Origin of the sequence: Oricola indica (genome assembly GCF_965227485.1) — a bacterium.
GTDB classification, from domain to species: Bacteria; Pseudomonadota; Alphaproteobacteria; order Rhizobiales; family Rhizobiaceae; genus Oricola; species Oricola indica.
Genome location: NZ_OZ245747.1, coordinates 4857869 through 4870535, shown reverse-complemented (window position 1 = coordinate 4870535; position 12667 = coordinate 4857869). Strand labels below are relative to the sequence as shown.

Genomic DNA, 12667 nt, shown 5'->3' with positions numbered 1-12667 from the left:
TGGCAAGAGCAGCCGTGTAGTGTCCAGCCATCCGATCAATGCCCGCAGAGTGTTGACGGGTGTGCTGTGTAAACGAGTAAGGAGCTCAACAATGTTCGCACGCTTCATGAAAGACGAGTCCGGTGCAACCGCAATCGAATACGGTCTGATCGCTGCCCTGATCGCCGTTGCCATCATCACCGGCGCCACGACGCTTGGCTCGAGCCTGAATGCCAAGTTCAACGCTATCGGCACCAAGGTCGGCTCGACCGCCTAAGTGTCGCGCCGCTTTGGCGGCACTTGACAAACAATCGCGGCCTGTCCCCTAACCGGGGGCAGGCCGTTTTCGATTCCCTTGCAGTGCAGGGACGACGGGAATTCGGTCCCGAACCGACATCCAGGGCTTAGCCATGAACCGGGAAACAGCCGACATCTCAGAACGCGTGAACAAGAAAACCGGCACGGTCGCCGTCACGCCGGTCATCCTGTGCGGCGGCGCGGGGTCGCGCCTGTGGCCGATGTCGCGCGAGGACAAGCCCAAGCAGTTCCACGCCCTGGTCAATGACCGCAGCCTGCTCGTCAACACGATCGAGCGCATGGTGCCCGCCGTCGATGAGATCGCATTTCGTCCGGTCCGGGTCATCGGCTCCGCCGCGCTTGGCGACGCGCTTGAGAAGGAAGTCGCCCGCGCGCCGGTTCGCCCGGACGTGCTGGTGCTCGAACCCTGCATCCGCGACACGGCGGCGGCCGTTGCTGCCGCCATCGTCGAAAGCGATCCTGACGAATTCCTCATCGTGCTGCCGTCCGATGCGCGCATCGACGATGTCGCCGGTTTCCAGAAGACCGTCGCCGCCGCGGCCCGCCAGGCGCGCGCCACCGACGCGATCATGACCATCGGCATCACGCCGTCGCGCGCCGAGACGCAGTACGGCTATATCGAGAAGGGTGAACCGCTCAGCGAGGGGTTCAGCGTCACCCGCTTCCGCGAGAAGCCGGATCACGCCACCGCCGAACGCTATCTGGCGAGCGGAGATTTCCTCTGGAACGCCGGCATTTTCCTGTTTCGCGCCGGACGGCTCGCCGACGAATATGCGCGGGTGCAGCCTGAAATCTGGGCTTGCGCCCGAAAGGCCGTCAAGGAGGGCGCTCGCGACGGCGCGAAACTCCTGCTTGATCCCGAGGCCTTCGCCGCCTCGCCGAAACTCTCCATCGACTATGCGATCATGGAGCAGGCCGGCAATATCGGCGTCGTGCCCGCCATGTTCGACTGGGACGATCTCGGATCGTGGGCGCAGCTCTATGAAGGCGCCTCCAAGGACGACGCGGGCAACGCGCTGTCGGGCGATGTCATCACTGTGCAGGCCTCCAACAACCTCGTTCGTGCTCGTGGCGCGTCGGTCGCGATCGCCGGAGTCGAGGATCTCGTGGTCGTCGCCGAGGACAACAAGATCCTCGTCACGCGTCGCGACAGCACCCACCTCGTCAAGAATGTCACGCAGGCCTTCAAGGAGCGTGGCGACGACACCCACCCATCGACGGTTCGCTCGTGGCTGTTCGAGACCGCCTTGCCCTACTGGGCCGAACACGGCATCGACCGCGTCCATGGCGGCGTCCACGAGGCGCTGACCTTCGAGGGTGAGCCGGCGCCGCACGAGGCCAAGCGCCTGAGGGTGCTGGCGCGCCAGATCTACTGCTTTTCCCACGCCAAGCTGATGGGCTGGCCGGGTGACGCCGATGGCGTGCTGGAGCATTGCTTCCACACGCTGACGACCACTGGCTGGCATGGCGACGGCGGCTGGATTCACCTGTTCAACCCGGACGGGTCGGTGCGCGACGAAACCCGCGACACCTACGACCACTGTTTCGTGATGTTCGGCCTGGCCTGGCTCTACCGCGCCACCGGAAAGCCCGAAGCGCGCGAATGGGCCGACTGGACGCTCGATTACATGGACCGGCATCTCGCCGATCACGCCCATGGCGGCTACTACGAGACGGACGGCCGCAAGCTGCCGCGCCGCGCCAACCCGCACATGCATTTCCTCGAGGCGATGATGGCGTGGTACGAGGCGACGGGCGAGGAGAAGTTCCTGGACCGCGCCCAGGCGATGGTCAGGCTGTTCGACCGGCATTTCTTCGACAGCGCCACCGGCACGCTGTCGGAATTCTTCGACGCCGACTGGACGATCAGCCGCAAGACGCCCGCCGAAGCCCGCATCGAGCCCGGCCATCACTACGAGTGGGCATGGCTGATCTCTCGCTTTCTCGATCACCGGCCCCTTCCGGGTGTCGATGCCAAGGCGCGACAGCTTTTCGCGACCGCCGCCACGTTCGGCCATCACCCGGCCACCGGGGCGGCCGCCGACGGGTTGCAGCCGGACGGTTCCGCCGTCGAGCCGCATGCCCGCCTCTGGCCGCAGACGGAGGCTCTGAAGGCGGCGCTCGCTTTCGAGAAACGCGGTCTGGGTTCCGCCGCCGCCTTGCGCCGCCGCATGTTCGACGTGCTGTTCGCGTACTACCTGAACGGCCCGGTGCCCGGCGGGTGGTACGACGCCATCGACGACGAGGGTCACGTGACCGCGCCGGACATGCCGTCATCGAGCTTCTATCACGTCTTCTGCGCGCTCGCGGAATACGCCGAAAGCTAATCCGCCGGTCTGCCTCGTTTGGAATTTCATTCCGGATTCTTGCCTTGATCGAGAGGAATATGCCTCCAGCTGCCGCGCTGTCGGAATGACGGCGGTCCACGCCTCTCTGTAACCGTGCTAAGTTGCCGCACCCGAAAAACACGCAAGGCGCTCGAAACGCCTGAGGAGGCAGCAATGACCGGCAAGCTCAGAACCACCAGTGGCCGCGGGCGGCTTTACGAAAGCGTTCTCGACACCATTGGCGACACCCCCGTCATCCGGATCAACTCGCTCGCGCCGGATCACGTGACCGTCTACGTCAAGGCGGAGGCGTTCAACCCCGGCGCCTCGGTTAAGGACCGCCTCGCCGTCAACATCATCGAGGCAGCGGAACGTGAGGGCAAGCTGAAGCCCGGCCAGACGGTCGTCGAGGCGACCAGCGGCAACACCGGCATCGGTCTCGCCATGGTCTGCGCCGCCAAGGGCTATCCGCTCGTCATCACAATGGCCGACAGTTTCTCGGTCGAGCGCCGGCGGCTGATGCGCATGCTCGGCGCGAAGGTCGTTCTCACGCCGCGCGCCCAGAAGGGGTTCGGCATGTACCAGAAGGCGGCTGAACTGGCCGAGAAGCACGGCTGGTTTCTGGCTTCCCAGTTCGAGACCTCGGCCAATGCCGAAATCCACGAGGCGACGACCGCCCGCGAAATCCTCGGCGATTTCGGCGACGGGCGGCTCGATTACGTTGTCACGGGCTACGGCACGGGCGGCACGGTCTCCGGCATTGGACGCGTCCTGCGCAAGGAGCGGCCCGACACGAAGATCATCCTCAGCGAGCCGGCCAATGCCGCGCTCATAGCGAGCGGCACGGCGCAGGAGCGCACGCCGGAAGGCGCGCCGGCCGCCAGCCATCCCGCCTTCGAGCCGCACCCGATCCAGGGCTGGACGCCGGATTTCATCCCGCTCGTCCTGCAGGAGGCGGTCGACGGAAAATACTACGACGATCTGATCCCGGTTGCGGGGCCTGACGGCATCGCATGGTCGCGCAAGCTTGCGCAGAAGGAAGGCATCTTCACCGGCATCTCCGGCGGCTCCACCTTCGCAGTGTCGATGAAGATCGCCGAGACGGCCGAACCGGGCTCAGTCATCCTGTGCATGCTGCCGGACACCGGCGAACGCTATCTCTCGACCCCGCTCTTCGAGGGCATTCCGGAGGACATGGACGACGAGGAGCGCGAGATCATGCGTTCCACCCCCGGCTACCACATGGAATAGCGCTAACCCCCAAAAATCCGGGCTGCCGCTTTCAGGGTTCGGTTTTTCCGAACAGGCAGTCCGGTATTTCACCTCTAGCCGCGAAATCCCCTTCGCGGAACACTGCCGGAATTGAGTTCACGACAGCGAATGAGATTCCGATGGCCATTCACCTCGCAAGGCGCAGCGGTGCGAAACCCGAAACATCGGTCGAGATCCCGCATCGGCAGTTGGACCAGAACGCACCGGTCGATCTGCAGGAGCGGCTGTGGGACCGGATGCGCGGGCTTCCGGGCGTCGAGACAGGGCAAAGTCTGATTTCGGTCCCCGGCGCGCGCGCGATCTTCGCCTGCGACGACGGCGTGGCGTCGGTTTGCCCCGATTGTGTGATGAAAGGCCTGGAATTCGCGCATATCCATCCCGCGCAGGACGGCAGCCTGCATGCCTGTCTGCCCGAACACGCGAGGGTCGAGGCAATCGAAAAGGGCTGGGCCGAACCCCATCCCTGGGTCGCGCTCGGCCGCATAGCCGCGTCCAACGTGATGCTCTACGGCCCCCGCGACGAAGCCGAACTCGAAGTCGTCTGGTCGCTGGTCCGCGCAAGCCACGAATATGCGACTGGATTGCCGGAGCTTGTCGGTTAGGATCATCCCATCACCGGGAGGAACCCGATCCGGCATGATTCGAAGCGAACTGATCGCAACATTCGTTCTGATCGTCGACTGCGGCAGCCTCAACGCGGCAGCGGGACGGTTGCGGCTTTCGCACTCCGTGGTCAGCGATCGTCTGAACGCGCTTGAGGCCGATGTCGGCACGCAGCTCATAACCCGGTCGACCCATGGCCTCAGCCTGACGCGCGCGGGCGAGGTTTTCCTGCGCCATGCCCGCGAGATTGCCACAGCCATGGAGGTCGCCCGCAACGATGTCGCGAGCGCCGGTGGCGAAATCAGCGGCTCGCTGCGTATCGCCGCCCCCGCGGCCCTGACCGGCGATTGGCTGGTCCCGGTCTTCAACGATTTCTTGCAGGAAAATCCGCTTGTTTCGATCGAACTCTCGGTGTCGGATAGGTCGGTGGACATCGTCCAGGATGGTTTCGATCTCGCGATCCGTGGCGGCAATCTCTCCGATTCGGCATTGCTCGCACGCAAGATCACGTCCTCGCACCGCGTCGTCGTTTGCAGCCCGGATTATCGCGATCGCCGGGGTGTGCCCTCGTCGCCCGCCGATCTGGCCGGCCACGAGTGTATCGGCTACCGCAACAGGCGGGTGCCCCAGGACTGGACGTTCCGGACCGCAAAGGGCATCCGCTCCGAATGGGTCACGGGCCGGTTTCAGGCCGATGATGGCGTTACGCTTGGCCGTGCCGCCGTCGCCGGCGCCGGCATCGTGCTCGTCCCGACCTTCATCGTGTCGCGTGATCTGCTCGCCGGTCGTTTGATCACCATCGATCTGGGCGCGGAAGTGGAATCCATTTCGGTATCGGCGGTTTATCCCGCCGCCAATGCCGGCCTTCCCCGGCTGCAGGCGCTCATCGATCACCTGCGCAAGGCGCTCGGCGATCCGCCCTCATGGGACCTTGCGCTGGCCGATGCCGGTCTGATCGAACTCTAGAGCCATGCGCGATCCGCTTTTTGCGCCCCGCCGTGCGGCGCGTCGATCACCATCCGCCTTGGCTGTTCGGAAATTTCGGACACCACGTTCGGAGTTTATTCGGTAGTCCCCGATCACCGGTCCACCGATGATCTCCCTGGTCAAACACCAGGGAGGCTCCCCATGAAACTCTATATGAACCCGGTATCCTCCACGTCGCGGCCGGTCTCGCTGTTCGCGGCCGAGGCCGGCATACCGCTGGACGAGATCGTCATCGACCTGATGACCGGCGAGCACAAGGCGCCTGACTTCGTTGCCGTCAATCCGAACGGCCTCGTGCCGGTCCTCAATGACGACGGCTTCGTCCTGACGGAAAGCTCCGCGATCCTGAAATACCTCGCGCAGAAGACGAACTCGCCGCTCTACCCGGATGACCTACAGGAACGGGCGCGGGTCAATGAGGCGATGGACTGGCTGAACGCCAATTTCTATCGCGACTTCGGCTTCAACTACGTCTACCCGCAGATCATGCCGCATCACCGCCGGCGTACCGACACAGGCAATGCCGATGTCGTCACCTGGGGCTATGAAAAGTCATGTGAATGGCTCTCGGTCCTCGACCGGCATTTCATCGGTCCGAAGTCGGACTACATCTGCCTCGGGCGGCTGACCATCGCGGATTTCATGGGTGCCGGTATCGTCGGCCTCGGCGAAGTCATCGGCTTCGGCTTTTCGCCATATCCGCATATCATGCGCTGGCTCGCGGCCATGAAACGCCTCGAACACTGGGACCGGGTCAATGAGGCCTTCCACCGGATGGTGGCGGCCGAAGCGGCCTGATCCCTTCTGGTCTGACAAATCGATAATCAAAAAAAGGACCCCCAATCATGCCGAAAATCTCGAAACTCTTCTTCAAGACAGCGATCCTGTTCCTCCTGGTGGGGATCGCGATCGGCCTCAAGATGTCGATCTCAGGCGTTCACAACGTCACCGGCGCGCATGCTCACGCCAATCTTCTGGGCTGGGTGACGATGGCGATCATGGGCGCGTATTACGCGCTCGCGCCGGCCAAGGCGGAAGGCCGCCTCGCGATTGTGCAATACGGTGTCTATACCCTCGGCGTGCTGATCATGATCCCGGCGCTTTACATGCTGCTGCTCGGCAACCCGCAATACGAACCGCTGGTGGCCGGCGGATCGCTGATCACCTTTGCCGGCGTGATTCTCTTCGCCTTCATCATCTTCTCCGGCGAACGCCAGGCGGCCAAGGCCTAGGCCCGACGCGGAAAGGGCGGCGTCTCGCCGCCCGATCCCTATGTCTCGTTCAGGAAGGCCTTGAAGGCCTCGTCGTAATCCGGATGCCAGCGCGACAGCGGCGGGCGGTTCTCGACGATGTCGCCCGCGGCCCACAGGATCCGCCGCTCGTCCACGCTGCGCGGCACGTCATTGTCCGGGCACAGGATGTAGAAGTCGCCGGCTTTGAGGCTTTGCATCATGAAGTCGACCGTCTGCTCCGGCGTCCATGCGCCGGCCGGCTTCTCGGCCCTGCCTCCGCGCGTCAGTTCGGTGAAGACGAATCCCGGGATCAGCAGATGCGCCGAGATTTCGCAGCCCTCGCGGTTGCGCAAATCGTGCTGCAACGCTTCGGTGAACGCCTTCACACCCGCTTTTGACACATTATAGGCCGGGTCGCCGGGCGGCGTGGTGATGCCCTGTTTCGACCCGGTGTTGATGACAAGCCCCGGCCGTCCGCGCTCGATCATGCCGGGGATGATCGCCTGTACGCCGTTGATCACGCCCCACAGATTGACGCCGATGACGCGCCGCCAGTTTTCGGCCGGACCGAATATGGCGCTGCCCGGCTGGATACCGGCATTGTTCATCAGCACGTCGATCGACCCGAACCGCGCCAGAACGTCTGCCTCCAGCCGCTTGAGATCGTCCATTTGGCCGACGTCGCATTCCAGCGCCATGACGCTTTCCATGCCTTGCGGTGCGACCTCCGCGATTTCGCCTTCCGCCTCAGTCAGTCGTTCCGCGCCGAGATCGGCGATGGCCACCTTCAGGCCAAGGCTTGCGAAGGCCTTTGCGGCTGCAAGGCCGATACCGGCCGCGCCTCCGGTCACGATGGCGACGGCGCCGGGAACCAAAACGGGGTGGTTCATGTTTACCTCCTGCATTTCGCGACAGTGGCGTGGATCGAATGACGGAACCTGATAACCCGGTGAGCATGTTACGGATTGAGCATGGTACGGGCAATCGACGGCAAAGTCTCTCATTGTGCGCCGCACTATCGAAATTTGCCTTACTGCGCGGGGATGTCTACGTATTGAACATATCCGCATGAATCGCGCTTCGCCGCGATTTTCGCCCGCGTGGCCGGCGATCCGCCCGATTTTGGCCGCGTGACAACAATCACGAGGGAAATACAACCGAATATGTGTGGAATTGCCGGAGAAATCCGTGTTGACGGTGCGTTTGCAGATACAGCCGCCGTTGCGCGGATGACCGAGATGCTGGCCCCCCGCGGGCCTGACGGAAGCGGGCTCGTCGCCCAGGGTCGCGTTGCCTTTGGCCATCGCCGCCTCAAGATCATCGATCTGTCCGAAAAGGCCGGCCAGCCGATGACGGATTCGGCGCTCGGCATGACGATCGTCTTCAACGGCTGCATCTACAACTATCCGGAGCTTCGCGAGCAGCTGATCGCCGAGGGATACAGTTTCTTCTCGCATGGCGACACCGAGGTGGTCCTCAAGGCCTTCCACAAATGGGGCGAGGCCTGCGTCGAGCGCTTCCATGGCATGTTCGCCTTCGCGATCCACGAACGCGACAGCGGTGCCGTAACGCTCGCGCGCGACCGGTTCGGCATCAAGCCGCTCTACTATTCGGAATCCGGCAAGCGGATTCGCTTCGCCTCCTTCCTGCCGGCGCTTCTCAAGGCGGGCGATGTCGACACAGAGATCGACCGCGAGGCGCTGCACAACTACATGAGCTTCCACGCCGTCGTGCCGCCGCCGCGCACCATCCTGAAGGGTGTCCGCAAGCTGCCGCCGGCGACAACGCGGCGCATCGAGGCGGACGGCACGGCGACCGACCGCACCTACTGGTCGCCGCCTTATCAGCGCCGTTCGGAAGACACCGGCCTGACCCGCAATGACTGGCGCGACCGCGTCCTCGAGGCGCTGCGCGTATCCGTGCGCCGCCGCATGGTGGCCGACGTGCCGGTCGGCGTGCTCCTGTCCGGCGGCGTCGATTCCTCGCTGATCGTCGGCTTGCTCGCCCAGGAAGGCCAGAAGGACCTGATGACCTTCTCCATCGGCTTCGAGGAGGCCAATGGCGAAAAGGGCGACGAATTCACCTATTCAGACCTGATCGCCGAGCGGTTCGGGACCGACCACCACAAGATTTTCGTGCCGTCGGCCGATCTGATCGGCCATCTGCCCGACACGATCTCCGCCATGTCCGAGCCGATGGTCTCCTACGACAATATCGGCTTCTTCCTGTTGAGCCGCGAGGTCTCGAAACACATCAAGGTCGTGCAGTCCGGGCAGGGCGCCGACGAGGTCTTCGGCGGCTATCACTGGTATCCGCCGCTCGCCGATTCCAACGACGTTGTCGGCGACTATGCCAAGGTGTTCTTCGACCGCAGCCACGAAAAGCTGAAGACGCAGCTGGACGGCCGCTGGGTGGCCGACACCGACGCCAGCCTGGATTTCGTGCGCGAGCATCTCCTGCGTTCGGGCGCGGCGACCTCGGTCGATCGCGCGCTCAGGCTCGATTCCCACGTCATGCTGGTCGACGACCCGGTCAAACGCGTCGACAACATGACCATGGCCTGGGGGCTTGAAGCCCGCGTGCCCTTCCTCGACCACGAACTGGTCGAACTGGCGGCGACCATCCCGCCGGAACTCAAGCTGCACGACCAGGGCAAGGGCGTTCTCAAGGACGCGGCCCGTCTCGTCGTCCCGCATGAGGTGATCGACCGCAAGAAGGGCTATTTCCCGGTTCCGCAGCTCAAATACATCCAGGGCGAATATCTCGACATGGTCAGGGATGCGCTCGGGTCGCAGGCGGCACGCGAGCGCGGCCTTTTCCGGCAGGATTACCTCGATGCGCTGTTCGCCGATCCGGCGAGCCATATCACGCCCCTGCGCGGCTCCGAGCTGTGGCAGGTCGCGCTACTGGAAATGTGGTTCCAGTCACACGGAGTTTGAAGACCGGCATGGGCAAGGAAAGCGACGGTTCGAAACCCGGCTCCGGCCCGCGTTCCAGGCAGACGAGCGATGCCTACAAGCATCGCCTGAAGCGCATGCGCGACCAGGGCCTGAAACCGCCGATCGCGCGCCACGGCGGCGACAAGACGAAGACGACGCCGCAATTCGCGCTGGATTGCGGCTGGGGAAGGCTCGTCTTTTCCCAGACCTTCGAGGACTCCGGCGCGATGATCGCGGCGCTGCGCGGCGAACAGCCCGACCGGCGCGATATCGCGGTCTATGTGCGCAATCCGCATGTGCTGCTCGCCAACGCCCCGCAGGAACTGTTCCTCGACCCGTCCCACACCTACCGTCTCGACCTGTCGCGCTATCGGGCGTCGAGAAAGAGACCGAAGGGATACTTCATCCGGCGGCTGACCTCGCAGGCCGACGCCGAGGCGATCAACCGCATCTATGCGGCGCGCGGCATGGTCACGGTGCCGCCCGAGTTCTTCTGGGCCAAGCGCGACGCGCGCACGATTATCTACTTTGTCGCCGAGGACGAGAAGACCGGTGAGGTGCTCGGCACCGTGACCGGCGTCGATCACATGCGCGCCTTCGAAGATCCGGAACACGGCTCCTCGCTCTGGTGTCTCGCCGTCGATCCCTCGGCGCGTCATCCGGGCATCGGCGAGGCGCTGGTGCGGCGGCTGGCGGAATATTTCACGACGCGCGGCGCCGCCTTCCTCGATCTGTCGGTGCTGCACGACAACGAGCAGGCGATCGCGCTTTACGAAAAGCTCGGTTTTCAGCGCGTTTCCTTTTTCTCGGTCAAGCGCAAGAACCCGATCAACGAGACCCTGTTTACCGGGCCCGCCGACGATCAGGCGCTCAATCCCTATGCCCGCATCCTCGTCAACGAGGCGCGCAGGCGCGGCATTCATGTCGAGGTCGTCGATGCCGAGGGCGGCTTCTTCCGGCTGACCCATGGCGGCCGCTCTGTGCTGTGCCGCGAGAGCCTGTCGGAACTGACATCCGCCGTCGCCATGTCGATCTGCGACGACAAGTCGGTGACCCGCCGCATCGTCTCGGCGGCCGGCGTGCGCGTGCCCGAGCAGCTTGCCGATGGCGCCAGCCCGGACGAGATTTCGGAATTCGTCCGCCGCTGCGGCAAGGTCGTGGTCAAGCCGGCGCGGGGCGAGCAGGGCCGGGGTATCTCCGTGGGCCTGTCCGAGCTCGATGAGGTCGAAAAGGCGATCGCCGCCGCCCGCCAGGTCTCCGACACGATCCTTCTGGAGGAATATGTCGAGGGCGAAGACCTTCGCCTCATCGTCATCAATTTCCGTGTCGTCGCCGCCGCGGTCCGACGTCCGCCGGTGGTTGTCGGCGACGGCGAACGCACCATCCGCGAACTGATCGCCGCGCAAAGCCGGCGCCGCAAGGCGGCAACGGGCGGAGAATCGCGGATACCCCTCGACGAGGAAACCGAACGCACCGTGCGCGACGCGGGCTACGGTCTCGATGACGTCCTCGACCCGGAGGTCCACGTCGCCGTCCGCAAGACCGCAAACCTGCACACCGGCGGCACGATCCACGACGTGACCGACATCGTCGATCCGGTTCTGGTCGAGGCCGCCATTGAGGCCGCGCGCGCGATCGACATTCCGGTTACGGGCATCGACCTGATGGTGAAATCGCCGAGCCGGCCCGATTACGCCTTCATCGAGGCAAACGAGCGCCCCGGCCTCGCCAACCACGAACCGCAGCCGACGGCGGAACGTTTCATCGACTTGCTGTTTCCGTTATCGGTACCTGCATCGGTCAAGCGAATACGATAAGAAAATTGGGGGTGTCGACCTATGTCACGACTGGCGATTGATCACGAATATCTGCTCTCGGTCCTGGAGAAGATGCTGCACATCCCCAGCCCGACCGGCTTCACCGATTCCATCGTCCGCTTCGTCACGTCGGAACTGGAGCGCCACGGTCTCACGGTGGAAATGACGCGGCGCGGCGCGATCCGCGCGATCCGGCCCGGCAAGCGCGAAGCGGGCGCGCGCGCCATCGTCTCGCATCTCGACACGCTCGGCGCGCAGGTCAAATACCTCAAGGACAATGGCCGCCTTGAAGTCGTTTCCATAGGACACTGGTCGGCGCGTTTCGCCGAGGGCGCGCGCGCCGAGGTTTTCACGGAGAGCGGCAGCTATCGCGGCACGATCCTGCCTCTGAAGGCGTCCGGCCACACCTACAATGACGAAGTCGACAAGATGCCGATCGGCTGGGAAAACGTCGAATTTCGCATAGACGCATTGGCGCGCGACAAGGCCGACATCGAACGTCTCGGCATCGAGATCGGCGATATCATCGCCATCGATCCGCAGCCCGAATTCCTCGACAACGGCTTCATCGTGTCCCGCCACCTCGACAACAAGGCCGGCGTCGCCGTGATGCTGGCGGCGCTCAAGGCGCTGCAGGATGAGGAGGTTGAGACGCCCGTCGACATCCATTTCCTGTTCACGATCGCCGAGGAGGTGGGCGTCGGCGCGTCATCCGTGCTGACCCACAACATCGCCTCGATGATCACGGTCGACAATGGCACAACCGCGCCGGGCCAGAACTCCGACGAGTTCGGCGTGACCATCGGCATGGCCGACCAGACCGGCCCGTTCGACTACCATCTCGCCAAGAAGCTCGCGAGCCTGTGCCGGGAAAACGAGATCCGCTACCAGAAGGACATCTTCAAATATTACCGGTCGGATTCCGCCAGCGCCATCGAGGCCGGCGCCGATGTCCGCACCGCGCTGATCACCTTCGGCGTCGACGCCTCGCACGGCTACGAGCGCATTCACACCCACGCGCTGCGGTCGCTCGCGGAACTGATCACCGCCTATGTCGTCAGCCCGGTGATGATCAAGCGCGACTTCAAGGAGACGTCGGGCGTCAAGGGCTTCACCCGCCAGCCCACCGGCGAGGCCGAGCAGGACCTGTCGCCCGATATCGAGGACAAGGAACTCAGCGAGTAATCTCTCGC

General features: G+C 64.1%; 11 protein-coding genes. 10 read left to right on the top strand and 1 reads right to left on the bottom strand.

The genetic code is table 11. The annotated features are described in order from the left end of the window. Nucleotides 1-91: 91 nt before the first annotated feature. The 7 genes from ACQK2M_RS24060 to ACQK2M_RS24030 all read left to right on the top strand — a co-directional run bounded on the left by ACQK2M_RS24060 (nt 92) and on the right by ACQK2M_RS24030 (nt 6718). Nucleotides 92-256 (top strand): Flp family type IVb pilin, encoded by a 165-nt coding sequence (locus tag ACQK2M_RS24060; protein ID WP_223479116.1) that lies wholly within the window; start codon nt 92-94, stop codon nt 254-256. 133 nt (nt 257-389) lie between these two features. Further along, nucleotides 390-2624, top strand: coding sequence for an AGE family epimerase/isomerase (locus tag ACQK2M_RS24055; protein ID WP_425419899.1), 2235 nt, complete (start codon nt 390-392; stop codon nt 2622-2624). Nucleotides 2625-2798: 174 nt separating this feature from the next. Continuing rightward, on the top strand, nt 2799-3875 hold the full coding sequence (gene cysK, locus ACQK2M_RS24050) for a cysteine synthase A (RefSeq protein ID WP_425419898.1): 1077 nt from the start codon (nt 2799-2801) through the stop codon (nt 3873-3875). A 140-nt stretch (nt 3876-4015) separates the two neighbouring features. Beyond that, nucleotides 4016-4498, top strand: coding sequence for a luciferase family protein (locus tag ACQK2M_RS24045; RefSeq protein WP_425419897.1), 483 nt, complete (start codon nt 4016-4018; stop codon nt 4496-4498). A gap of 34 nt (nt 4499-4532) precedes the next feature. Next, nucleotides 4533-5465, top strand: coding sequence for a LysR family transcriptional regulator (locus tag ACQK2M_RS24040; protein ID WP_425419896.1), 933 nt, complete (start codon nt 4533-4535; stop codon nt 5463-5465). Between the two features lie 162 nt (nt 5466-5627). After that, complete coding sequence (locus ACQK2M_RS24035; protein WP_425419895.1) at nt 5628-6284, top strand: glutathione S-transferase family protein; 657 nt, start codon at nt 5628-5630, stop codon at nt 6282-6284. Nucleotides 6285-6331: 47 nt separating this feature from the next. After that, a complete protein-coding gene (locus ACQK2M_RS24030; protein WP_425419894.1) occupies nt 6332-6718 on the top strand; it encodes a hypothetical protein in 387 nt (128 codons plus the stop codon). A 38-nt stretch (nt 6719-6756) separates the two neighbouring features. Here ACQK2M_RS24030 and ACQK2M_RS24025 read toward each other — a convergent pair whose 3' ends face one another. Beyond that, the gene (locus ACQK2M_RS24025) at nt 6757-7608 is read right to left on the bottom strand and encodes an SDR family NAD(P)-dependent oxidoreductase (RefSeq protein ID WP_425419893.1); all 852 of its coding nucleotides are present in this window, start codon (nt 7606-7608) and stop codon (nt 6757-6759) included. Nucleotides 7609-7881: 273 nt separating this feature from the next. Here ACQK2M_RS24025 and ACQK2M_RS24020 point away from each other — a divergent pair, with 273 nt between their 5' ends. Genes ACQK2M_RS24020 through ACQK2M_RS24010 form a run of 3 tightly spaced genes read left to right on the top strand, consistent with a single transcriptional unit; the run spans nt 7882 to nt 12659 of the window. Then, the gene (locus ACQK2M_RS24020) at nt 7882-9657 is read left to right on the top strand and encodes an N-acetylglutaminylglutamine amidotransferase (RefSeq protein ID WP_425419892.1); all 1776 of its coding nucleotides are present in this window, start codon (nt 7882-7884) and stop codon (nt 9655-9657) included. A gap of 8 nt (nt 9658-9665) precedes the next feature. Further along, nucleotides 9666-11474: an N-acetylglutaminylglutamine synthetase gene (gene ngg / locus ACQK2M_RS24015; RefSeq protein ID WP_425419891.1), complete on the top strand. Its 1809-nt coding sequence runs from the start codon at nt 9666-9668 to the stop codon at nt 11472-11474. Between the two features lie 21 nt (nt 11475-11495). Continuing rightward, nucleotides 11496-12659, top strand: coding sequence for an osmoprotectant NAGGN system M42 family peptidase (locus ACQK2M_RS24010; protein ID WP_425419890.1), 1164 nt, complete (start codon nt 11496-11498; stop codon nt 12657-12659). Nucleotides 12660-12667 lie beyond the last annotated feature (8 nt).